Source organism: Streptomyces sp. NBC_00009 (genome assembly GCF_045040855.1).
In the GTDB taxonomy this organism is placed as follows: Bacteria; Actinomycetota; Actinomycetes; order Streptomycetales; family Streptomycetaceae; genus Streptomyces; species Streptomyces aureus.
On sequence record NZ_CP108312.1, the window covers coordinates 168585 to 191029 of the forward strand.

19 protein-coding genes and 1 pseudogene are annotated in these 22445 nt (G+C 69.6%); 4 read left to right on the forward strand and 16 right to left on the reverse strand.

Annotated features, from left to right (window positions below):
- Window positions 1-176: 176 nt before the first annotated feature.
- From OHA58_RS00815 to OHA58_RS00825, 3 genes are all read right to left on the reverse strand, one after another.
- A complete protein-coding gene (locus tag OHA58_RS00815) occupies window positions 177-4037 on the reverse strand; it encodes a S8 family peptidase (protein WP_405475220.1) in 3861 nt (1286 codons plus the stop codon).
- 211 nt (window positions 4038-4248) lie between these two features.
- Complete coding sequence (locus OHA58_RS00820) at window positions 4249-5262, reverse strand: helix-turn-helix transcriptional regulator (RefSeq protein WP_405475223.1); 1014 nt, start codon at window positions 5260-5262, stop codon at window positions 4249-4251.
- Window positions 5263-5794: 532 nt separating this feature from the next.
- Entirely contained in the window at window positions 5795-8344 is a 2550-nt protein-coding gene (locus OHA58_RS00825; RefSeq protein WP_405475225.1) for an amino acid permease, read from the reverse strand.
- 617 nt (window positions 8345-8961) lie between these two features.
- On the opposite strand from OHA58_RS00825, the gene OHA58_RS00830 reads away from it, so the two are divergent.
- Complete coding sequence (locus OHA58_RS00830; protein WP_405475227.1) at window positions 8962-9423, forward strand: hypothetical protein; 462 nt, start codon at window positions 8962-8964, stop codon at window positions 9421-9423.
- Window positions 9424-9830: 407 nt separating this feature from the next.
- Here OHA58_RS00830 and OHA58_RS00835 read toward each other — a convergent pair whose 3' ends face one another.
- Window positions 9831-10046, reverse strand: coding sequence for a hypothetical protein (locus OHA58_RS00835; protein ID WP_329580175.1), 216 nt, complete (start codon window positions 10044-10046; stop codon window positions 9831-9833).
- A gap of 45 nt (window positions 10047-10091) precedes the next feature.
- Here OHA58_RS00835 and OHA58_RS00840 point away from each other — a divergent pair, with 45 nt between their 5' ends.
- Window positions 10092-10403 carry a hypothetical protein gene (locus tag OHA58_RS00840; RefSeq protein WP_405475230.1) on the forward strand — a complete coding sequence of 104 codons (312 nt, stop codon included), beginning with the start codon at window positions 10092-10094 and terminating at the stop codon, window positions 10401-10403.
- A gap of 122 nt (window positions 10404-10525) precedes the next feature.
- Here the strand turns inward: OHA58_RS00840 and tpg are convergent, their stop codons facing one another.
- The 7 genes and pseudogenes from tpg to OHA58_RS00875 form a co-directional block, all read right to left on the reverse strand.
- Window positions 10526-11083, reverse strand: a complete 558-nt coding sequence (tpg, locus tag OHA58_RS00845; protein WP_405475233.1) for a telomere-protecting terminal protein Tpg — start codon at window positions 11081-11083, stop codon at window positions 10526-10528.
- A gap of 7 nt (window positions 11084-11090) precedes the next feature.
- Window positions 11091-13322, reverse strand: coding sequence for a telomere-associated protein Tap (gene tap / locus OHA58_RS00850; RefSeq protein WP_405475236.1), 2232 nt, complete (start codon window positions 13320-13322; stop codon window positions 11091-11093).
- A gap of 17 nt (window positions 13323-13339) precedes the next feature.
- Window positions 13340-13726: a hypothetical protein gene (locus OHA58_RS00855; protein WP_405475239.1), complete on the reverse strand. Its 387-nt coding sequence runs from the start codon at window positions 13724-13726 to the stop codon at window positions 13340-13342.
- Window positions 13727-13856: 130 nt separating this feature from the next.
- The gene (locus tag OHA58_RS00860) at window positions 13857-14072 is read right to left on the reverse strand and encodes a hypothetical protein (protein ID WP_405475240.1); all 216 of its coding nucleotides are present in this window, start codon (window positions 14070-14072) and stop codon (window positions 13857-13859) included.
- Window positions 14073-15048: 976 nt separating this feature from the next.
- A pseudogene (locus OHA58_RS00865) lies at window positions 15049-15285 on the reverse strand (IS701 family transposase); the annotation flags it as partial.
- On the reverse strand, window positions 15239-15775 hold the full coding sequence (locus OHA58_RS00870; protein WP_405475243.1) for a GNAT family N-acetyltransferase: 537 nt from the start codon (window positions 15773-15775) through the stop codon (window positions 15239-15241). The gene OHA58_RS00870 and the pseudogene OHA58_RS00865, both read right to left, overlap by 47 nt.
- Before the next feature lie 476 nt (window positions 15776-16251).
- Window positions 16252-16530: a hypothetical protein gene (locus OHA58_RS00875; RefSeq protein WP_405475246.1), complete on the reverse strand. Its 279-nt coding sequence runs from the start codon at window positions 16528-16530 to the stop codon at window positions 16252-16254.
- Window positions 16531-17014: 484 nt separating this feature from the next.
- Between OHA58_RS00875 and OHA58_RS00880 the strand changes: the two genes are divergently transcribed.
- Entirely contained in the window at window positions 17015-17470 is a 456-nt protein-coding gene (locus OHA58_RS00880) for an archease (RefSeq protein WP_405475249.1), read from the forward strand.
- Between the two features lie 39 nt (window positions 17471-17509).
- Here the strand turns inward: OHA58_RS00880 and OHA58_RS00885 are convergent, their stop codons facing one another.
- A complete protein-coding gene (locus OHA58_RS00885; protein WP_405475252.1) occupies window positions 17510-18922 on the reverse strand; it encodes an RtcB family protein in 1413 nt (470 codons plus the stop codon).
- 127 nt (window positions 18923-19049) lie between these two features.
- Entirely contained in the window at window positions 19050-19319 is a 270-nt protein-coding gene (locus OHA58_RS00890) for a DUF1876 domain-containing protein (protein ID WP_405475255.1), read from the reverse strand.
- Window positions 19320-19682: 363 nt separating this feature from the next.
- Between OHA58_RS00890 and OHA58_RS00895 the strand changes: the two genes are divergently transcribed.
- The gene (locus OHA58_RS00895) at window positions 19683-20036 is read left to right on the forward strand and encodes a DUF4333 domain-containing protein (protein ID WP_405475257.1); all 354 of its coding nucleotides are present in this window, start codon (window positions 19683-19685) and stop codon (window positions 20034-20036) included.
- 685 nt (window positions 20037-20721) lie between these two features.
- Here the strand turns inward: OHA58_RS00895 and OHA58_RS00900 are convergent.
- The 3 genes from OHA58_RS00900 to OHA58_RS00910 form a co-directional block, all read right to left on the reverse strand.
- Window positions 20722-21345 (reverse strand): hypothetical protein, encoded by a 624-nt coding sequence (locus tag OHA58_RS00900; RefSeq protein WP_405475259.1) that lies wholly within the window; start codon window positions 21343-21345, stop codon window positions 20722-20724.
- Between the two features lie 58 nt (window positions 21346-21403).
- Complete coding sequence (locus OHA58_RS00905) at window positions 21404-21790, reverse strand: hypothetical protein (RefSeq protein WP_405475262.1); 387 nt, start codon at window positions 21788-21790, stop codon at window positions 21404-21406.
- An 82-nt stretch (window positions 21791-21872) separates the two neighbouring features.
- Window positions 21873-22271, reverse strand: coding sequence for a hypothetical protein (locus tag OHA58_RS00910; protein ID WP_405475265.1), 399 nt, complete (start codon window positions 22269-22271; stop codon window positions 21873-21875).
- Window positions 22272-22445: the final 174 nt, after the last annotated feature.

Sequence of the window (22445 nt, forward strand, 5' to 3'; positions counted from 1 at the left end):
TCTAGCCGCCCGAATGGCGGAGCCGGACTTCTGGCCCCTGTATCTCTTCGGACCAGCCGGCCGGGTTGCGTGTCCAAGTCGCCGTCCGGTGCGCGAAAGTCTCGCGCCGGAAAGCGGCCCCCGCCGGATGTCACCACCCGGCGGGGGCCGCTCTGTCGTACGAGGTGCTCAGCGCCTCACTTGAGGGCGTATGCCCGGGTGATGGTCTGGGTCGTGCGGCTGCCGCCCGCGTCCCAGGACTCGGTCTTGAGGGTCACGTATCCGTTGGTGTCCGCGAGCTTCGGGTGCCGCAGCAGGGCCTGGAAGGAGTTGCTGTCCTTCCGGAGCACCTTCGCCTCCTTCCAGGTGGCGCCGTCGTCGTACGAGACGGAGACCTTGGCGCCGGCCATCGCGGTGGAGCCGGTCCAGCCCTTGGGGCGACCCGCGTCCACGGTGAAGGTGTACGGCAGTCCGGCCCGTGCCTGGTTGAGCACGTTCAGCGGCAGGTCGTAGTCGAGCAGGATCACCGGCATGGACTCACAGACCTTGGGCGTGGGGATGAACGCCGTGTCGCAGTCCTTGATGGCCATGGTGGTCGGTGCTGCCTGGCTGAAGTTCCACTCCGTGCGCATCTGGCGGCCCAGGGTGACGCCCGGGACGTCGGTGGTCAGCTTCTGGTCGAGGACGTACCGGTAGTCCGCCTTCTCCTGCGCCAGCTGGGCGAAGCCGGTGATCGGCTTCCCGTTGAGGTAGTAACTCCAGGTGCCGGTCAGGCCCGACAGGGTGTGGGTGGGATCGTTGTCGGCACCGTTGCTGCCGGGCAGCTTCTGCCAGACGTCGGCGCGGCAGAACGCACACGGCCCGAACTCGTACTGGGACAGGCGCATCGGCGCATCGAACCAGCTCCGGGTGTAGGCCTTGCCCGGGGTGAGGTAGGTGGCGCGCTGACCGTTCATCTGCCAGATCGAGGAGTTGAAGTTGGCCGACACGCTCGGCTGGTACGTCACCCCGGTGCCCGCGAGGAAGTAGTCGTCGCGGGTGGTGCCCTGGTAGAGGGGCTGGGCGACGGAGCCGGTGCTCACCTGCAGCGGGCCCCAGACGTTCATGAACTCGGCGCCCAGGCGCCGGGCGCCGTCGGAGTGGAACGTATTGGTGACCTTGGCGAATTCCTTGACGTCGACGGTCTTGGCCAGATCGGCGGGGATCCGGTCGTCGGTGAAGTGCGGGTTGTAGGTGTAGCCCGACTCCAGGACGCCCTTCAGGGCGATCCGGACCTTGTGCTTGGCCAGCAAGCCCTTGAGGGTTGCGGCGTTGTCGTACGTGGCGAGGGCGACCGGGATGGTCTGTCCGGCGGGGACGCCACTTCCGCTCGGCCCGGGGTCGGCAGGGGCCACGATCATTGCGACGGCTCCGGCAGCCGCGGCCCTGGTGGCCTGGTCGTCGGCCTTGCTGACATCGGCCACGGAGACCAGAACGGTCTTGCCCTTGACGTCGGCAGCGGCGAAGTCCTGCTCGGAGCCGGCGCCGAGGTCGACCAGCTCGGTGCGCTTGGTGCCCTCGAAGCGCTTCGCGTTCACCGAGGACTTCAGCGGGATGGTCACGTGCCCGGGGGCCGTCACCTCCAGCTGGACCAGCGGTTCGCGCCGGGCCAGGGAGGTCTCCAGGCGCAGCGCGCCGGTGGTGGCGCCGGCACTGGGGATGGCGCCTTGCCTGGTGTCGGCGAGGTTGAGCAGGTTGCCGATACCGGCGAAGCTCGAGTAACCGCCTGCGGTGCCGGGGTCACGGACGACGAACGTGGTCACCTGGCCGTTCTCCAGTGGCCGCTTCTCACCCTTGATCTTCACGCTGAGGTCGGTGGCGGTGGTGCCGTCGACGGTGAAGGTCTGGTCCCGGTCGCTCACCTCGATGTTGGGCACGGTGAACAGGTCGGCCGCGTAGGAGACCGCGCCGCCGGTGGGTGCCGCCGAGTAGACCGAGCCCTCGATGGAGTACTTGCCGAGCGGCACCGACAGGGTGGCGGTGCCGTTGGCGTACATGGTCTGGCTCTGCCAGAAGTGGTTGTCCATCCCGTGCAGGGTGAACCTGAGCGCACTGGGGGTTTTCCCGAAGCGGTCCGTGACCTTCAGCGTGACATCGTGCTGCTCGACAGAGGTGACGAAGCCGAGCGCTGCGTGCACCGACTCGCCGCTGTCGGAGGTGGCGGTGACCGATCCGCCGTACTGGCCGGTCTTCAGGCCGTTGTTGTCGAGCGTGACGGTGACCTCGGCCGTGCCGCCGGCCGGGACGGTGACCCGGCCGGCGGAGAGGCCCGCTCCCGACAGCGACAGCGTGCCCGCCGGGACCGCGGTGCCGCTCGCGTCCTCGGCGGCGGCCGTCACGGTCACCACGGTGTCGGTCGCGGCGTTGTTGTGCAGCGTCAGGGTGCGGCTGCGCGTGGGGTAGGTGCCCTTCTGCCACGGTATGACGCGGAAGTCGGCGGTGCCGGACAGCTCCAGCGACGGGTCGAGGGCGGCGGGGATGTCGACCCGGCCGTAGCCCTGCTGGTAGACGGTCTGGTCGGCGGCAGACTTGGCGTGCGCGGTCAGCGCGTCCTTGATGCGCTGACCGGTCCAGTCGGGGTGGCGCTGCTTGAGGATCGCGGCGGAGCCGGCCACATGCGGGGTGGCCATCGAGGTGCCGTTGGCCGAGGTGTAGTTGGCGTCCACGGGGGTGCCCATGGTGGTGCCGGCCGCGCGGGCGGCGACGATGTCCACGCCCGGGGCGGTGATCTCCGGCTTGATCGCCATGTCGCCGAGGCGCGGGCCGCGGCTGGAGAAGTCGGCGAGTGCGTCGGACTTGTCGACGGCGCCGACGGTGAGGGCCGCGTCGGCGGCGCCGGGGGTGCCGATTGTCGCCTCGCCCTTCCTGCCGTCGTTGCCTGCCGCGATGACGAAGAGGGTGCCCGAGGACGCGCTGAGCGAGTTGACCGCGTTGGTCAGAGCGTCCTCGCCGGGGGTGTCGGGGCCGCCGAGGCTCATGCTGACGACGTCGGCGCCCTGCTCGACCGCCCAGTCCATGCCGGCCAGGATGCCGGAGTCCAGGCCCTGCCCGCTGTTGGCGAGCACCTTGCCGATGAGCAGGTCGGCGCCGGGGGCGACGCCCTTGTACTTGCCGTCGGAGTTGGCGCCACTGCCCGCGATGGTGGATGCGACGTGGGTGCCGTGACCGTGACCGTCCTGGACCGTCTGGCCGTTGACGAAGCTCTGGCTCTGGACGATCTCGGACTTGATGTCGGCGTTGTTCAGGTCGGCACCGGTGTCCAGCACGGCGACCTTCACGCCCTTGCCGTCGTACCCCTTGGCCCATGCCTGCGGAGCGCCGATCTGCGGCACGCTCTTGTCCAGTGCGGCCTTTACCTTGCCGTCGTACCACAGCTTGGAGACCCCGGCAGTGCCGGGGACCGTGGCGGCCTGGGCGCCTCTGCTGCGTGCCTGGACGGGCTTGACGGCCTGCCAGAAGCCCTTCGCGCGGTGCTTGTCGACATGCACCGCGGACAGCCCCAGTCGGGGCATGACCCGCTCGTTGTCGCTGCCCGGCAGGTCCTCGGTCTTCTGCGTCAGGGCAGCGGCGGTCGGTTTCCCCTGGAAGTCGACGATGGCGGGGACCTCGTCGGTCTTCGCGTCGCCGTACCCGTCCCGGACCATCCGGCTGACGTTGAACAGTTCACGGTCCACCGTGCCCGAGGCGACCGCGGCCGTGGTGTCGTCCGGGTAGACGTACAGGTCGCCGTTCTGTCCGCTGACGGTTTCGAACGTCTTGGACGTCCCCGCCCCGGAGATGACGGAGGCCGCCTGCCTGCCGTCGGGCTCGGTGGTCAGCGAGACCGTGTCGCCGGTGATCAGAGTCACCGCCGCCGCCGCCGTCTGCTTGTGCAGCGTCGGGCGGCTGCTCAGGTCGACAGGCGCCGAGGGCATGGCGGCTGTCGCGGTTCCGAGCTGGTTCGTCAGTGACAGGGCGACTGTCACCGCGATCCCGCTGACGAGGGCGGTGCGCCCCCGTCTGAGGCGGGCCTTGTGCATCGGTTGTCCTTTCACGCTCAACTGGTGGGCGCTGCGGGGCAATTGATACCGAGGGGGACCGACCGAACGTCCGGCCGACTCCGCGCGCCGCTCGGAACCTAGCTCTCCGGCCGGTGCGTCTTCCAGAGGTGGTGTGGCGGATACGCGCCACATGGCGCACACCCGCCACGTGGGTCTGCGACGTGGGCGGCGCCGGGCCGCCGATGCGGCCCTATGTGTCCTGGCCGATGCCCGGCGGCTGCAGCCCGTCCAGGTCCCCGGCCGTGACCCAGCCGCGTTCGCAGGCGTGCCACCCGCGTTGCATCCGGCTCGAAGCGCCCGCCAGATCCATCAGGCCGCGTACCCGGCGGTTGACGGTCCGCTTGCCGATCCCCATGAGGCGGGCGATCGCGTCGTCGGTGAGACCGGACAGGAGCAGGAGTAGCAGATGGGTGTCCGAGCCGGAGAGTTCGCCGCGGTGCGTCTCGCCGGTTGACGGATCCAGGGGGAGCGCGGTGACCCACATCAGCTCGAACAGTGCGACGAGAGCGTCGAGCAGGGGGCCTTGGTGGATCTGCACGACGGCGCCCGGTGGCCGCCCGTCGTCCGTCCGCACCGCGAGCATGGCCGTGGACCGGTCTACGATGATCAACTTGACCGGGAGTCTGGCCAGCACGCGGGCCTGTTCACCTGCGTCCATGTACCGGCGGATCTCCAACTGCACCGCGTACCCCTCGATCGCGGCCCGGTCGTACACCGTCCGGAAGCGCACCCCCGCTGCCAGTTGCTCCAGCTCCGCGACGTTGAACTCCTCGATCAGCAGATAGGGCGGGGCGTCGAAGCGCAGTACTTCCCGGCGGGCGCGGAGCTGGAGCTGCTCGTACCGCTGCGCCAACGCCTCGGCCGGCACGATTTCGGCGATCTCCTCCAGGGCTGCCGGCCGGAGCGCCTCGCGGTACTCCTTGGTGAGTCGCTGCAGAACGCCTTTGGCGGACTGCAGTTCGTTCATGCGCGCCAGCAACAGCGTCTCCCCGGCGATGTCCGGCGGGGCGGGAATCAGCTGCGCGGGCAGGTCGTCGGTGAGGGTGACCAGCCCCTTCACGGCCAGTGCCGCGACCGCCTGTTCGAGCTGGGCCCCGGCCAGGCCGGCCCGCTGCTCCAGCCGGCCCACCGGGCAGCGCCCGGACCCCACCAGCAGTTGGTACACCTGCGACTCGGCCGTGCTCAGACCCAGCGCCTCAAGCATGAATGTCCTCTCCTCACGAGCTCCCCGTTCCCACCCCGCGCACGCGGACCGCCCCCGGACCTCGATCAGTCCGGGGGCGGTCAGTCGGCGTCACTGCAGGCGCGAGCGGCGGCTCAGGGCGCGGACCCGGCCGCGCCCAACCGGTTTGCACACTCTCGGTCGTTGCCGCGCGGAGCGCGTCGAGCTCTGGGACCGACCTGGAACCTCGGCCAGCATCTATCTAACCGCTGAAATGATTCACACTAAAGTTTCTGCTTGGCAAGAGGTTTGGCTCCAGCTGATCAGCCACCAGGTCGGGCTCGCCGCGACGTACCTGGAGCTGATGCGGGCCGACTGCACCATCCCGGTGTCGGCCTGGCAGCCGGGGCAGCGGGTAGGGGTGGCCGCCATCGGCACCGTCATCCGATCCGACAGCCCCGACCTCGAGGTCGGCGACCTGGTCCAGTCGATGACCGGCTGGAGCCAGTACTGGGCCGGCCCGGCCGGCTCGTACCTCAAGCTCGACCGTGACCTCTTCGCCGACCCCTCGGTGCTACTGGCGGTCCGGCTGCGGCAGGTCCTGCTCGGTCCAGATGGTCTTGCCGGTGGACGTGTAGCGCGTGCCCCAGTGGTGGGTCATCTGGGCGATGATGAACAGGCCCCGGCCTCCCTCGTCGTCGCTCGCGGCGTGCCGCAGATTGGGCGCGGTGTGGCCGGTGTCGGACACCTCGCAGGTCAGGGTCCGGTCGCGGATCAGGCGCACCTGGATCGGGCCGCCACCTGCGTAGCGGATGGCGTTGGTGACCAGTTCGCTGACGATGAGCTCCGTGGTGAACGCCACGTCGTCCAGTCCCCAGTCGCCGAGTTGCTTCCCGACGGCGGAGCGGATGGTGGCCACGGCCGCCGGGTCCGGGGCCATTGCCCATTGGGCGAGCCGATTTTGGGCGAGCAGGCGCGTGCGGACCAGGAGCATCGTCGCGTCCACGTCCACCGCCCCGGGCAGCATGGTGGCCACCGCCCGGTCGCACAGTTCTTCCAGGGATCTTCGGTCGTCGGAGAGGACCTGTGAGAGCTGCGCGAGCCCGGCTTCGCGGTCGTTGGCCGCCTGGAGGAGGCCGTCCGTGAAGAGGGCGACAACAGTGCCCGGCGCGAGCTCCAGTTCCGTGCTCTGGTAGGGCAGGCCGCCGATTCCCAGCGGCGGTCCTGGCGGCAGCTGGGGATAGTCGACGACGCCCGTGTGCGGTTCGACGAGCGCCGGCACCGGCTCCCCGGCTCGCGCCATGCTGCACTCCCCCGAGACGGGGTCGTACACCGCGTACAGGCAGCTCACGCCCAGAGCCGCGTCGGCGTGCGCTTTCAGGTGGCCCGGGCCGCGGCCGGTTTCGCCCTCGTGCGTGGTCTGCTCGACCAGGTCGGCCAGGCGGGACAGGAGCTCGTCCGGGCTCAGGTCGAGGCGGGCCAGGACGCGCACCCCCGTGCGCAGGCGTCCCATGGTGGCCGCGGCGTGCATGCCGTGACCGAGCACATCCCCGATGACCAGGCCGACCCGGGTACCGGAGAGAGGGATGATGTCGTACCAGTCGCCGCCCACCCCGGACCCGCTGTCGGCGGGCAGGTAGCGGCTCGCCGAGTCGACGGCGGCGTGCGGCGGCAGGCGGCGTGGAAGCAGGCTCCGCTGGAGCTTGAGGGCCACGCTGTGGCCACGGGTGACTACCGGCATCAGCAGGAAACCGATCAGCAGGGCGCCCAGGCCCAGGACGGTGACCCCGCCCGTCCTGCCGATCAGCGGCAGGTCGACGGCGGTCGTGCCGTACCGGGGGTCCGCGTAGACGACGAAGGTGGCGTAGAGGAACAGCAAGAGCATGAACAGCGCGCCGAGCCCCGGTAGCACGCCTTTGAAGACCAGATCCTTGACGCTGCGGGTGAGGATCTTGCGGTGGTACCAGACGCAGGCGAAGCCGGTCAGTCCGTACTGGAACGCGATCGCGAGACCGACCGAGTCGATCGAGTCGGCCAGGACGTTCTGGCTGAGCGAGGTCAGCAGGACGAACAGGGCGATCGAGGCCGCTCCCATGCCGATGGTCCCCCAGGTGGGGGTGAGAAACCTGCGGTGGACCCGGGCGAACCGAGAGGGGACGGCCTTGTGGACCGCCATGGAGAAGACGGTCCTGGCCAGGGGCAGGATGGTGGTCTGGGCGGAGGCCAACGCGGAGGTCAGCACCATCAGGATCAGCAGTCTCGACAGGAACAGCCCCGTGCCGTGGCTCCCGAACACGGCCTCACCCAGCCCGGAGAACACATCGTCCGCGTTGTCCGCGTTGCCGAGTCCGATGCCCGAGGTGCCGACTCCCGCGAACGCCTGAGCCGACGTGGACACCAGCCCGTACATGACCAGGAGCAGCACGGTGGACAAGACCGCGGCACGGCCCGGGATGCGCGTGCTGTCGACGGTTTCCTCGTTGACCGAGAACGCGGTGTCCCAGCCCCAGTAGATGAAGACCCCCGCGAGGATGCCCGAGGTCATGGCCGTCACCGAGGGCACCGCGAAGGGGTTGAACCAGGACGCGGACACATGGATCGCCGTCGGCGGAGGGCTGGTGTACACCCTGACCAGCGCGGCGACGGCGAGCAGGATCAGCATCACCACTTCCAGGCACAGCAGCCAGCGCTGTACAGCCGCCGAGAACGAGATGCCGACGTAGCAGATCACTGTCAGCACCGCGATCCAGACGACGCCTGCCGCGGTGGTCCACAGCCGGTTTTCCGCCAGTGCGTCCAGGCCCATCAACCGGAAGCCGTAGGCAGCAGCGATCTGCGCGAGGCTAGCCATGACGATGATGTTGGCGACGATGAGACCCCAGCCGCCCATCCAGCCGGTACGCGGTCCGAAGGCGCGGGTGGCCCAGGTGAAGGTGGTCCCGCAGTCGGCGTTGCTCGCGTTGAGCTCCCGGAAAGCGTACGCGACCAGCAGCATCGGGACGAAAGCCAGCATGGTGACGATCGGAGCCTGCAATCCGACTCCGGCCACGATGATGCCCAGCGTGGCGGCGAGGCTGAACGCCGGGCCGGTGGAGGCCAGGCCCATGACGACCGAGGAGAACATGCCCAGGGCATCGTTCTTGAGCCCCTTCCGGCCGGACCCTGTGCCCGGAGCGGGAAGACCAGCCGACACCGCACCGCCGAAGAGCCTCACACTTGATTCCAACGCAGGGCCGCTTCCCTTCGCAACAGCGCAGGGACAGCAGGAGTGGCTGCCACCATGCACGACGGCGACGCGGCCATGGTGTGCCGCTCGCAGAAAAGCCGCCGATGGCTCTGAGCTGCACCGGCGTCGCACCTCGGGTCTCGCAGCGTCACAGGCGAATGACGACCAAAGCGATGTCGTCGCGGGCCTCGCTGGCGACTGGCAGCCGGGCCGGCAATACGTCCGCCAACCCGTCGAGGGCAGGGCGGTGCCCTGGGCGAGGGCTGAGATCAGGCGAGCCAGGCCGGCATCGATGTCCTCGTCACGGCGTTCGATGAGCCAGTCCCCGTGGTGTCAGGTTGGCCGCTGGATCACCCATCGTGGCGTAGCGATCGCTCAGCAGTCCCCAGCCTGGATGACAACAAGCCCCTCCAGGACATGCTCAAGACGCGAGGATGGAAAATCGACAAGGCCGCTCTTCTCGCATGAGGTCCCCGGCACGTCACTAGGGCATCGAGAAAGGCGAAGGACGGAACATGGAACTGGAACTACTGCCGCTGGTCGGTGTCGGGCCGCTGCGACTCTGCATGTCGGCGCAGGAGACGCGCGACGCGGTCCAGGCGTGGGGGCTGCTGCGGGTCGCCTCCAGTGATCCGGAGCCCGGGCAGATCCTGCTCAAGCACGACGCGTCCGGCCTGAACGTGATGCTCGGCTTCACCAAGGGCGCGCTGAGCGGCGTGGAGCTGTTCCGGTTCCTCGACGAGGACGCCGACGTACGAGCGCCCCTCGACGGTCTCGACGTCTTCCGCACCCCGAGTGTGGACCTCTTCGAGCTGTTCGCGGAGCGGGGCCACGAGATCACCGAGAACGACCTCGGTTTCGACGAGCTGCCGGAGCTGAAGATCGTCCTCGCCAACCAGAGCAGCCACGAGTACCCGGTGGACGAGGACGGGGACCCTCTCTACTACGACTACGTGCGCCTCGCGGACCAGATCTGACGCACGGTACAGGCTGTCACCGGCGCACCCAGCTTGACGGCTGGGCCCCTCGTGATGCTGAAGGCCGCTGCCAGCCCCCGCGCCGACTGGGTCGCCATTCGCGATCAGCTGCCGAGGGCGTCGTCAAACGCGAAGGGGTTCTTGGCGAGATGCGGGCCGCCTCCGCGATGCGAGTCGAGAGAGTAACGGAGCCACTTTGGGCAACCGCAGATCTGGGGCTGACTGGGCCTGGCCGCCCGCACCGCTGGCCTGTGACGAGTGCGGTTACGGGATGCACGCCGCGTATCGCGTAACGAACCGCCCGTTGCACAGGGAGGCCGGGCTTTGCTGCACGAGCAGCACCCGGGCGCCGACTGGACCGTGCGAATGCTGCATGTCCGCGCGAGGCCGCGGGACCTGCCCACCGGTCAGACGTCCTCGACTCCCAGCATCTGTACCGCCTTGCGGGCCTGGTAGAAGTCCTCGTCGGACACCTGCGGGTCGTCCTCCGTGTCGTGGAGCCAGTCCGCCAGGTCCGCGACGGACCACGTCTCGAACTCCTCGGGCACGTCGAGGGTGGTCGTCCTGCGCAGGTGCGCGGCGACAGCGGCGTCCCGGACGCTGCGCGTGCTCACCTCGGTCATGTTCCGCACCGCCTTCCGGTGTCATCGGGGATCGGACAGGCGACGTTGCCAGAGAAATTCCGTACTGTCCAAAACGTCTGCGCGAGGCTGAAGCGGGCCTGGCAGGTCTACGACCAGCTTGACTACTTCCTGCTGTACGGGTCCTTCGAGACCGACCGGGACCTGGGCGCCTTCTACAAGGGCTGCGGATACACCGTGCACGTCCCCGGCGAGGGATTCCTTCTCGAGCGGATCGAGCTCCCTTCGGAGTTCATGCCGGCCCCGACCCATGCGTGTTCACCCGCTGGAGGCTGCCCCGCTGAGCGGCAGCCGTGGGCTTTTCACCGCGCCGCAGACCTGGCCTCGCCGCCGTGGTGACCCGTGCGCGGCGGCCTCATTGGGCACGACATCGCGTGCAGGAACATCCGACCCCCGCGGATATGCGAGCGAGCCCCGGACCGCATCGGTCCGGGGCTCGCGGGCTGGTCGGGGTGCGGCTGCTAGAGGTCGAACTCGAGGTGCTCGATGTCCGTGAACCGGACCTCTTCCAGACTGCCGGCGCGGCGGCCGCCGTCCTGGAAGTAGACCTCCCTGAGCGCTTCGGCCGCGATCTCCTGGAGCCGGGCGTCGCCGGCACCGGCCTCCTGAGCCTCGAAGAGGCGGGCGGCGTAGACGGGTGGCAGGGCGATGGTCAAGTGCCGGATGCGGTCCTGGTCCGTGGACCCGATCGGCGCGGTGTAGCCGAGGCGGGCGCGGGTGTCGATGACGATGCCGTCCGTGGCCGCCGCCTTGGCCTTGGCCCTGGCCCGGATCTGCGGCTGCCACCGCTTATTCACCTCGTGCTCCAGACGTGCGGCGAGGTCCGGGCGGGGCTTTTTGATCTGGTCCTTCACGTACCGTTCCACGGTGCGCTGAGAGATCCGCAGCATCTGGGCGACCGGCTTGGTGCCACCCAGCTGCTTGACCAGGTACCGCATCCGCACGCCGGCCGACTTCGGGATCGGGCGGGTGAACGCCTTCTGCACCGCCTGGTCCAGGCCGTCCCCGAACATGCTCATCGCCTGCCTACTCCCCGCTGTCCTGGTCGGTGACGGTGCCGTCCTTGATGTACCGGGCCAAGTTGAGCTCCGGGGCGTTGAACTGCTCCCGCACCCCCTCGCCCCACAGCACGGACTGCGTGCCCTCGTGCTTGACCAGGCCGGGGTTCACCCCGAGCTTGAAGCCGCCCGGCAGCGGCTTGCCCTCCCGGTAGGGCAGGAAGTCCAGCGGGCTGGCGCCGTCGGCCGCGTACACGGCGCAGTCGGAGAGGATCGCGACCGGGTACTGCCCCGTGAAGGCGGCGTGCTTGACGATCTTGCGGTGCATGTTGATGCGCGTGCGGGAGATGATCGCGGCGCGGATGTCCGGCCGCCAGGTGGGCCGGGCCAGAGCGCGCCACGGCTCGCCGGGCTTCCAGCCCTCGCCGCGCGGGCGCTCGCGCAGCTTGCCGAGCCCGCCCTTGACGGTCGCCTTGATCGCGGACACGACGACTGCCAGCTCGGGGTCGTGCTGCCGGTAGCCGTCCATCGCCGCCAGGAACTCCTGGGGCGGCAGGTCGGCGGCCACTCCTAGGTCGGCCATCGTGGCGATGTAGGCGTCGCGCAGCCGGTTGTACCAGCCGTCCAGGTAGCGGCCGTTGTCGTACCGCACCCATGCCTCGGTCGGCGTCACGTCGTAGCCCAGCTCCTGGGCGTAGCCGACGGTCGGCGTCGCGTACCAGGCCGGCCCCTCGGGCCGCTCGCCCTTCGGCGTGAACGGGCTTGGCAACAGTTCCCCGTCGAGCTTCACCCACTCCTTGCCCGACTTCACCCGCGACAGGTCGACGTGGGACAGGTCGACCAGCCAGGATCCGGGCAGCTTCGGGTCGAACACCGGCGCCTTGACGTGCGTTGGTGCCTGGGCGAGGCCGACCAGCAGGCCGTTCGCGCCGGCGGCGAAGGCCATGTTGACGTCGATGCCGACCAGGTTCCGGCGCATGCATTCGTCGTCGGTGAGCGGCCGCGCCCAGTCGTACGCCTCCTCGAACAGCTTCTCGTCTGGGCCGCGGACGTGGAAGCGCGGCAGGTCCTTGAGCACCGGGTGACCGTCGGGAACCTCGCACGGCGGCCAGTCCATCAAGTCGATGGGGTCCTTGCCCAGCGAGCCGGGGTTGTGCTCCGAGGTGCGCTTGCCGTTGCCGTCCGGCGCGCTGGCGCGGGTCGGCGGGTGCAGCGCGGTCATCAGCTCCAGGCCGGTCACCGCGGTGGAACCGCGCGGCGTCATCACTCGGGACGCGTACACGCCCAGGAGCCGTGCGAGTTCGGCGGGCGGGAGCTGGGCGGCATTGGTCCAGTGCCGGGTGTCGAGTGCATCCCACGACGGGATGCACAGCTGCACGCAGGCCCGCTCCGAACCCTGAGCGGGGCGGTAGATCCGAGCCCACGGCCCGAACCCTCGCTTCGTCAACTTCCATTCCTGACGGGCCAGTTGCTTGGCGACCTTGTGCCCCTCGGGCAGCCGCCCGGCCAGGCGCTCCTCATCGGTGAGGCGGGCCGGCAGCCCGTAGCGCTCGAGTGCAGTCTCGGTGAGCACGATCAGCGGGTCGGCGTCCTTGCCCGGCCCGGACAGCTTCGGCTGACCGAGCCTCGCCTCCGTCAGCGTCCACTCGACCAGGGACGGAAGGGACTTGGCGGGCACGTCCAGGACCAGGCCGCCGACGCAGTACGCGAAGACCTGGCCGTCTTCGACGTCGACGACTGCGAGCGGCCCGTTCTCGAAGCGCGCGTCGACGCCCGCCGAGGTGCCGGCGGTAGCGGCCTTCTTCGCGCCCGGGCGGCGCAACGTCGACGACGGCCTGGTGGTACGCGCCGGACGCGACGCGGCCACCGCAGCAGCAGTAACGAGAGCAGGGGCGGCCGGGGTGTTCTCGGACGCAGTCAGGGCCTCAGCCGCGGGTGCCGGGCCTGCTTGTGGCGGAGCCGGCTCCTCCACCGTGGCAACAGGGCCCTTGGACAGTGGCGCGGGATAGCGGTGTGCGAGGCCCTCGAGCAGCCTGCGGTAGGCCTCCAGGCGCTCCCCCTTCGGCTCGGCACGGCCCGCCTCCCAGGCCTGGATGCTCGGCACGCGGACCCCCAGTGCCTGGGCAACAGCAGCCTCGGTCAGCCCCGCAGCCTCGCGCAACCGAACCCGTTCGGCGGGCGCGGGCAGCACGGTGCCGTCATCGACGGCAGCGAGCAGCGAGTCGACGGCGGCGAGCAGTTCAGCGGGCTGATCCGTCATCTGTATGTCCCCTTCTCCTACCTGACGCCCTGACGGATCTCTTCGAGCCGGGTCATCAGCCGCTGATAGCGCTGTGAGGCGGCCTGCGAGGAGTTCAGGCCCTGGTGCCCGGCGATCTCCCGCCACTCCATGCCCCGGCGCCTGGCCTCGATGACCACCTGGGTCTCCAGCCGGTCCAGCGACAGACGCATGTCCTCGAACAGACCGAGCGCCGCAGCAATGTCCCCTGGCGCCACATCCGGTCGCTGTCCGTCGCTTTGCTGATGGTCGGCGGCAGCCGCCAGTAGCCGCCCCAGCCAGGCGGCGTCCTGCTCCAACTGGCGCGCCGGGGCCCCATGAGCGGTGGAGTCCTCCGCGAGTGCGGACAGCCGCCGACGGGCCTTGTCGTGAGCGTCACGTGCCATGCGGTCACACTACCGCAACCATGCAATGAAACAACAGATTGTTGTTTCATTGCCAACGTGTGGCAGGGAGCCCCTCAAAGACGCCCAGCACATCTAGCGAAGGCCAAAGCGGCCCTGCCGCTCCCCCAGGTCAGGATTTCGGGGACGCTGCTGCCGGCGGGTGCAGCCACGCCACCCCGGAAAAGGTGTCGACGATGCGGTGATCGCAGTGGCGCAGCAGATGCGCAAGGTCGTCCGGCAGTTCGGCGTGGTGCACGAGGACCAGATCCGCGCGGGTGGTGCGGTGCAAGTGGACCAGGGCCGCCCACAGGCCGAGCCCGATCCGGTGAGCGCGCAGGACGTTCACCTGGCAGCACGGCGCGCTCTGCAGAGCGGCGCGGACTGCGCGCCGCTGCTCTTGCCTGGATGCGCACAGCCGGCCGCTGCGTGTCTGGGCCCGCAGCCGAGCGCCTGGAGCATGTCGTGCCACAGAAGGCGGCCGGAGGAGGTGACGGTGGGGTGGACCACAACGCGCCCGGCCCCCGGGTCGTGCGACGCCAGGGCGGCCCGGGTGAACCGCACGTCGTCGCCGCGGTCCAGGACCACGGTGCACGGCCCTCGCCCCCTGGTACGCAACGCACCGGATCCGGCGGCCGGGAACAGACGGGACCGCACACCAGAACCTCGATGCATGTCTCACCCAGAGCGTTGATGGAGTCCATGGCGTCCTTCCGACGCGGAGGCCGGTCTGCGAACGATGCCGCCGGATGCTTCCTCTCCTGCGGGGGTCCAGCCGCTGGCCGTGCGCGCCGTGTCCGCCCGCGCGGTGGCCGCCCGAAGCCGCCCGGCCACCGCGCCTGATGTCCGGCGCGGGCGGCAGCCGTGCCTTCCTCTCGCCAGGCCCGCACTGGGCCGGGCGCCCCCCGAGTCATCGCCGGAGCTGTCGTCGCAGGCGTGTGGGGGTGGTGCGGGGCAGCCGTAGGTCATCTCAGTGACCGCCCAGGGGTAGTAGTAGTGGGCGTTGCTGATGGGCCACACGGTCTGGGGCGGTGGCATGCGGCGGTTGCTCCTGCGGCGCCCCTGGCGGGGCGGCTGGGGCGGGCGGAGCTTGCAGGTCTCGGCGAAATCGGTCAGACAGGGCAAGCCGGAGCGGTGGAGGGGGTCGGTGAACAGCGGCCCGTCGGTGCCGGCGGTGAGCTGCCGCAGGTGCGCGGCGGCCGTGAGGAGGGGCCGGGCCCAGGGCGGGACGGGGTGGGTCAGACAGCCCTGGCGAAGTCGGCGGGGGTCGTGAAGTGTGATGGCCTGGGCGTCTGCCGCCAGGTCGGTGATGTGGGCGGTGGCGAGGCGTGAGCGAGCATGGCCCGGGTGACCCAGCGGGACCAGGAGGTGTAGCGGCGGACTTGGTGCTCGTCGAGTCGGGCCAGGCCCTTTCCGGACTGGAAGGTCTCCTCCACCCGCCGCCTTGATCCAGCGACGCGGACCAGGGTGTTCAGGGGCGCCGGGTCGGGTGAGAAGCAGCGGTGGTAGGCGAGTTCACCGGTGGTGCGGTTGCGGCGGATCAGCAGCTGGCGGCTGCCGGGGCTGGAGGTCGCGCTGGTACCAAGTGCCTGACTTGCCGCCGAGATCGGCCGGGGTGGCAGGGCCAACCGGGACGAACCCGGCCTTGGCCAAGACTTTCTGGGACGCGGCGTTGTCGTGGGAGGTGGCCGCCCGCAGTGTGCGCAGGCCGTGCATCGCTGTCGCCATCCGGCACAGCTCCCGGACGGTCGCGGTCGCCACGCCGCGGCCGGCGGCCCGCTCCGCGACCCGGTAGCCGAGTCTGGCAGTGCCGTCCTCCAAGTCGTACAGGTTGAACCTGCCGAGTACCGAGCCGTCCTCGGCGAGGAGCACGTAGAAGGCGCAGATGCCGGCCTCCTGCTCGGCCAGCGAGGCGTTGTACCGGTCGGTGAACTGGTCGAAGAAGTCGTCGCCGCGGTCGGAGATCGAGGCAGCGAAGTAGGTGCGGTTCGCCAGCTCGAAGGCCAGGACCGCCGGGGCGTGGCCGGCATGCAGCCGCTTCAGCTCGGGCATTGCGCGACTTTACCCAGATCGTGCGCTGAGGCCACCTGAGTTTCCGCCAGTGGCAGACAGCCCAAGGACCAGGGCACATAACGATCTACGGCTGGAGTATAAAGATCGATAAGTGCTATCAGAACTGGCGAACAACTGCTGTCTCACCGACACAGCCACTTTGCCGGTGTCGTTGGCGACGGAGGCTTGTTCTTGAGCGGAGACAGCGGTGACCGGCCGGGGGCCTCTCGCGTGTCAGAAAGCCGTCGATGGTGAGGTTGCGAGTTTCCTGACGCTTGTGGAAACCACGTGCCAGGTCGATCTTGACAGCCGAGGTTTTGCGGGTCGTACGGGACGCTGAGGGGGTCGGGGGACGGCGGGCAGCACCATGGTGGTCGACCCTGGCTCATTGGGCCGTTTGGGTCGCCCCGTCGTCGGGAAGTTTCTTGCCCGCAGCGGCCGACGCCCCGTGCCCCGAAGGGCAGTCAGTATGCCCATCAAGTCTCGATCACGGCGTCGCAGTCCGGACAGACCACAGACGCGTATGGCGCGGGATACCAGGTCGTCCCTCCATCCTCGGCGGTCGAGGGGCCCGTTTCCATGGCGAAGGTGTCCTTCCCGCACAGGGTGCGCGGCCCCGCGGCGGCGGGCTCCCCGGGGGCGGTCGGCGCTGCGTGCACCTTGCGGGCATGCCGTTCCTCGCAGCCCCTTATCCCCGGGGAGGGATGTGCCGGCGCCAGCTTGTCGACCTCGTACACGACGACGATGGCTCTCATGTACCCACCATAGGAGCCGAACGGGACGGATACCCTGCAGCCTTTGAGGTCGGGTGGCTGTACGGCTGCCGCCGCCCTCAGGTGTGGCCCGTGCGCGGCGGCGACCCGGGTCCGTCTGCCGGCTCGAGCCTGGCTACCTCGACTCCACCCGAACGGCGTCGGCCAGTTGCAGCGCGCCCAGGAACGCGGCGTAGGGCTTGATGCCCCAGGTGGGCTGCGTCATGTTGCCCAGCCGCGCTGCGGCGTCTTTTCCCGAGGTGAACTTGCCGCTCGGCTAGAGGCGGCCAACATCCCCCGCCTCGTCGAGGTCGAGCAGCACCGTCTGGGTGTTGCCGTGGGCCAGGCGCGGCCAGGGAGACCCTTGTTTTCGACAGGTTCTGGGGGACCAGTGGGGCAAGTTTGGGGACCTCACGACTTTGCGCTGCCCAGTTGTACCGAGCCTGCGGTACGTGTGGATGTGGCGCGTGCGGGCACCCGGTTGGGCATGGTCGGTGACACCGGCGACGGGTTGCGGGCGCGGGGCCAGGGAGCGAGCGGGCATCGCGGCGTGCCGCACACTGCCGACATGCGCATCGAGGCGTGGGGCGCGACCCGGGAGGATTGCTTGGCGGAGGCAGTGCTGGGGATGGTGGAGTGCTTCGCCGACGTGTCCGAGGTTCGGGCGACCACCGTGGAGCGGCTCCGACTGTGCGAGTGCCCCGACGAGTACCTGCTGGCGGCGCTCCTCGAAGAGGTCATCTTCCGGCTGGAGGTGCAGGGCCGTGTGCCCGTGGACGTGGAGACCGACGCCTCCCACGCCTGCCTGGAGGTACGGCTGGCACTCGCCGAATTGGCGGATGTGGAGATCTCCGGGGCCGTGCCGAAGGGCGTCACGTGGCACCAGTTGCGTATCGGGCCGGATCCGTACGGCTGGTCCTGTGCGGCGACGATCGACGTGTGAGGCCGATAGATGTGGACGGGATGGGACGGGGCGGTGATCTCAGCCCTTGACCACACCGAGCGGGACCAGGCGGGCCACCGTGCGGCACAGCCCTGCGGCCTCGCTCGCCGCGACAACCGCGCTCACGTCCTTGTACGCCTCCGGGGTCTCTTCGGACAGCCCGCGCCACGACCGCGGGCGCACCATGATGCCATCCCGTTCCAGGCGTGCTCCCAGTTGCCTGCCAGTGATCGTGCGGGCGGCTTGGTGCCGGCTCATCGTGCGGCCCGCGCCGTGGCAGGTGGAGCTGAAAGCGTCGCCGCCGGGTACCCCGGCCAGCACGTACGACGCCGTGCCCATGGTGCCGGGGATCAGCACCGGCTGCCCGGCCTCCCGCAGGTCCTTCGGCAGATCCGGGTGTCCGGGCGGGAAGGAACGGGTGGCGCCCTTGCGGTGCACGCACAGTCGACGCCGTGTCCCGTCCACGGTGTGGGTCTCGATTTTGGCGAGGTTGTGGGACACGTCGTAGACCAGGGACAGCCGGATGCCGGCGGCGCGTTGGAAGACCCGGCGGGCCGCGTCGGTGAGCAACTGGCGGTTGGCGCGGCCGTAGTTGGCTGCTGCGGCCATCGCGCCCAGGTAGTCCCGCCCCTCGGGCGAGTCCACGGGCGTGCAGGCCAACTGGCGGTCGGGCACCGTGATGCCGTAGCGGGCCATGGCCTGGTCCATCGCTTTGACGTGATCGGTGCAGATCTGATGTCCGAGCCCGCGCGAACCGCAGTGGATCATCACGCACACCTGGCCGACGGCGAATCCGAAGACTGCTGCGGCCTGTTCGTCGTACACCTCGGCGACCTGTTGCACCTCCATGAAGTGGTTGGCGGAGCCCAGGCTGCCGACCTGCCCCAGGCCCCGCTGCCGAGCCCGCACGCCCACGTGGGCGACGTCGGCGTCGGCGACCGCACCGCGGTCCTCACAGCGCACCAGGTCGCGTTCCTCGCCGTATCCCTGTTCGACTGCGTAGCGGGAGCCGCCTTCAAGGATGCGCTCCAGCTCCACGGGGCCGCTCGGCCGCCACACCCCGCCGGGTCCTGCGCCGCGCGGGATGGCCCGGTCCAGGCCGTCCATCACTGCAGTCAGCGCGGGCTCAAGTTCATGCTGGTCGCAGTCCGCCGCCAGCAGCCGCACACCGCAGGAGATGTCGAAGCCGACTCCCCCCGGCGAGACGACCCCGCCGTCGTCGACATCGGTTGCCGCGACGCCGCCGATGGGGAAGCCGTAGCCCCAGTGGATGTCCGGCATGGCGTACGAGGCGGTGACGATGCCGGGCAGGGCGGCCACGTTGACGACCTGCAGCAGGGACTGCTCGGCGTCGGCGAGCAGGTCCGGGGTGGCGAAAATTACGCCGGGTACCCGCATCGAGTCGTGCCGTTCGATGCGGTAGCGATAGGGGCGGTCCTGTACCAGTTCCATCGCGGCCTCCCCGCGTGTCGTCTGGTGCCGTGCTGGTCGGCGTCCTTGTGTGGCGTGTCGACTGCCTTGCCCGGGCGCCCGCGCCGACACGGAAGGGCCCATGCACGACCTTTGTGTGGAGACGGAGTTACAGGTGCGGGTGCGCCGGCGCGTGCGTCTTCTCCTCGATCTCGTGGGCGGCCTTGCGAAGCAACTGGTGGGCAAGATCGTTGAGGGCCCGGGCCGTGGCGAGTTCCTCGCCCACGAGCGTCTGCACGGGGTCGTCCGGGTGGCGCTTGGAATGCCCGCGGGCCGACATTTCGGTGGCGTCGGGGAGCCTCAACTGAGCGACCGCTCCGGTCTCGGAGCCGCTGTCGTCGATGCTCAGATCAAGGTGCCAGGAGAGGTGTGTCTGCATGGCGAACACCTTCTTCCTCAGGTCTCCATTGTCGCGCGCTGGCCGGAACCCTGGACTTCCACCGAGAGCAGGGGTGGGGCTGCGGCACGTTTCGCGGTAGGGCACGAGGTCTTCGTGTCGGAGGAGTGGTGTGAGGCAAGCGCCGACTCTGCTCTGGCCAAGGCCGCATCCTGATCAGGCATGCCGCAGTCGGCACGGCGGGCATGGCTGACAAAACAGACCACGAATCAGCGGCTCGCTGATGCCACCGGGACTGGCACGGCAGGCCGGTTGCCGCCCTGCCGAATGGGACCCCGGATACCGAAGGCGACGCTGTCGTCGCAGGGGTTGTCTGAGCACGGACAGCCGGATAGGACTGTCCGCGTGACTGATCAACGCAGCTTCGCCCGTAACGCCATCGCGTTCTCCCTGGCCGTGATCGCCTGTTGTGCGCTCACTGTCACCATCATGCTGCTGGCCGGGAGTCCCGCCGTGCAGCCGCAACGCGTCCTGGATCAGGACGCGTTGGCGCGGGCCGTACTCAACAACGTCGAATCCGACGACTCCTTCGCGAAACCCCCGACCATCGACGATGTGGCCTGCCCCGCTTCCATCCCCGTCGAGGCGGGCCGGGAGTTCGAGTGCAATGTCGTCGGCGTCGGCGACGGCAACAGCAGCGGCCACGCCTGGGTCAAGGTGAAGATCAAGGACGATCAGGGCACCCTGTCACTGGACTGAGCACAACGGAGCGGACGAACGGGACCGCAGCCGCGGCATCGGGACCGTCCCGGCCCCTGCCTTCTGCGTCACTAGCGGACCACGGCCCTCTGGCTCGGCAGACGGGGGCGCGCATTACTGGCCGTCGTGGTACAGCGCTGGTGACCTCGCGCCCCGTGCTGCGGGCCGTCCCTTCCCGGCAGGCCCGGGAGGACGCCGACGACCGGTCGGCGGCGCCGGCCTTACGGACTGGTCCTGGTCCGCGAAGGGAGCCTCCCCAGCCGCCGCTTCCCGGCGCGCCGGGAGGCAGACGCCCCGCCGGTCGGCATGGGAGCCAGCGCGACGCCACGGTTACCGCCTCGCCAAGAACTACGTCGACGCCGACGGCACGCTCCCCCGCACGCCCAGCGTCCTGGTCCCGTTCACGCCACCCGCCACCCGCCACCCGCCACCCGCCAGGCCAGCGAGCAGGACCACCTCACTCCGCCACCAAGCTCAACACCCTGCCCGCTCAAAGCGGTGGTCCCGCACGCGTGCGACGGAGCACGCGTGCGGGACCACCCAAAGAACGCCGTTCCTGTCAGGAGCGCCCAACCCGACCGTACGACGAACACCCAACCAGCGCCCATCGACGGCTAGCTGAGGCACGCGGCCCTTTCCGTCTACGTGCAGGTGGCGGTGAGGACTTGGCTGCTGAAGCGACACCTCAGGCGGCGAGGGTCCACCTGTCCGTGTGCTCTCCGTTGGTCTGCAGGAGCGAGTCCATCTGGTACGTCACGGCCGCGATCTTCGCATCCTGCGGCACATTGAAAATCACCCAGCCGGTGGCCTTGTCGCCCGGCTGGAGGATCAGGGTGAGGTCCAAGGACTCGCCGGCGGTGGGGCTACCGGGCTTACCGGTGTACACCTTCCCGGTCGAGTCGATGACCTTCCCTCCAAAGTTGCCGGGATCGTCGTACGTGGCGTCGCCGGTGCTGAGAATCGTGAACTTGGCCGCGACCAGGCGCTGCCCGTCGGGGGCTGCGAAGGCCTCCAGCGACGGTTTGGCGTTGTCCTCGTACTTGGTCAGCGTGACGTCGGCCTGGACGTGGCCCGTGGCGCCCATACCGGGCACGCCCTCCAGCGAGAGAGTGTCACCGACCTTCGCGCCACTCGGCGTTGTGCTGCTGGGCGTGACGTCCGGCGTCTGCTGACCGCCGGACGCCGCGCCGCTGGAACTGGCACTCTTCGTTGACCCGGCCTTGCTACCGTCCCCGTCCGACCCCCCGCCGCCCACAAGGGCGGCGGCTAGCACGACCGCTGTGGCCGCGGACGCGATGGATCGGTGCATGGAATTCCCCCGTAGTGCCACTGGGTCTGGTGGGTATGGCGACACACGATTCTGATGGCTATGCGTGGGCGTGAGGCGTCTTTTCCGTCACCAAACGGCACCAGAGGGCTGCGGCAAGCGGCGGCACGGCGCGAGCCCGGGCAGCCCTCAGCGCTTGATGCGGCCTCAGACGGCAAGGACCGGTGTGTTGGGCGCGGAGCTTCTCGGCGCCCTCGTGCAAGTCCTGAGCGAGCTGTGTGCGGCCGGCGACGAGGTCGATACGGCGCGCCTCGGTGGTGGCGATGACCTCGGGCCCGCGGTCGAATGTGAGGCCGGCCTCGATGGCGAGCTTGGACACCCTCGACGGCGAGCGACCCATCTTGCGGGCGGTGTCGTTGCGGGTCAAGCCCTTGGCGTGCAGTCGGCGCACCGCGGTGCGGTCTTTGTCAGTGATGGGGCGCGCCATGGGGTGTCACCCCCTGCACGGGCATGGCAGAACGGCCCGGCAACCACTGGGGAGGCCGCCGGGCCGTTCGTTCTTGGGGATGTCAGAACTTGGGGCAGAGGTACGTGTGCACGGCTTCGACGATCTGCGCAGCCTTGGCCTTGCCGAACCCGCCGGGATGGTTCGGCGAGATGAATCGGAGCTCGGCGCTGTGGACCTGCTTCGCCTTGCCCTTGGGGAAGTTGTGAATCATCGAGCACTGGATTCGTCCGCGGCTTACGGCCTTGTCCGGCTTGCCGTTAACGATCTCCGCGTCGATGCGGGTGAGGGCCTGGATGTACTTGGCCTGTGTGGTGGCGTCCGGCTTGGGCGAAATGCCGGCCGCGGCCTCGGCGTCCGCGATGGCCTTGGACTCATTGGCGGTCGGCGCCTTCGCGGGGGCGGCGTCTGCGCTGCCGCTACTGGCGGTGCTGGTGCACGCGGTGAGGGCCCTGCAAGCCATCGACCCGTGGCGGAACCCGTCCTGGCCCCACATCTGGCAACGCACCTACCAGCAAGCCAAGCTCGCCCACCACACCGGCCAGGACCACTCCCCCCGCCCTCCAGCGATGGGCCGACAGGCAACGCACCCGTTGGAACAGCCTCCACCCCTCTCGGCAAGAGCTCCTCACCACCA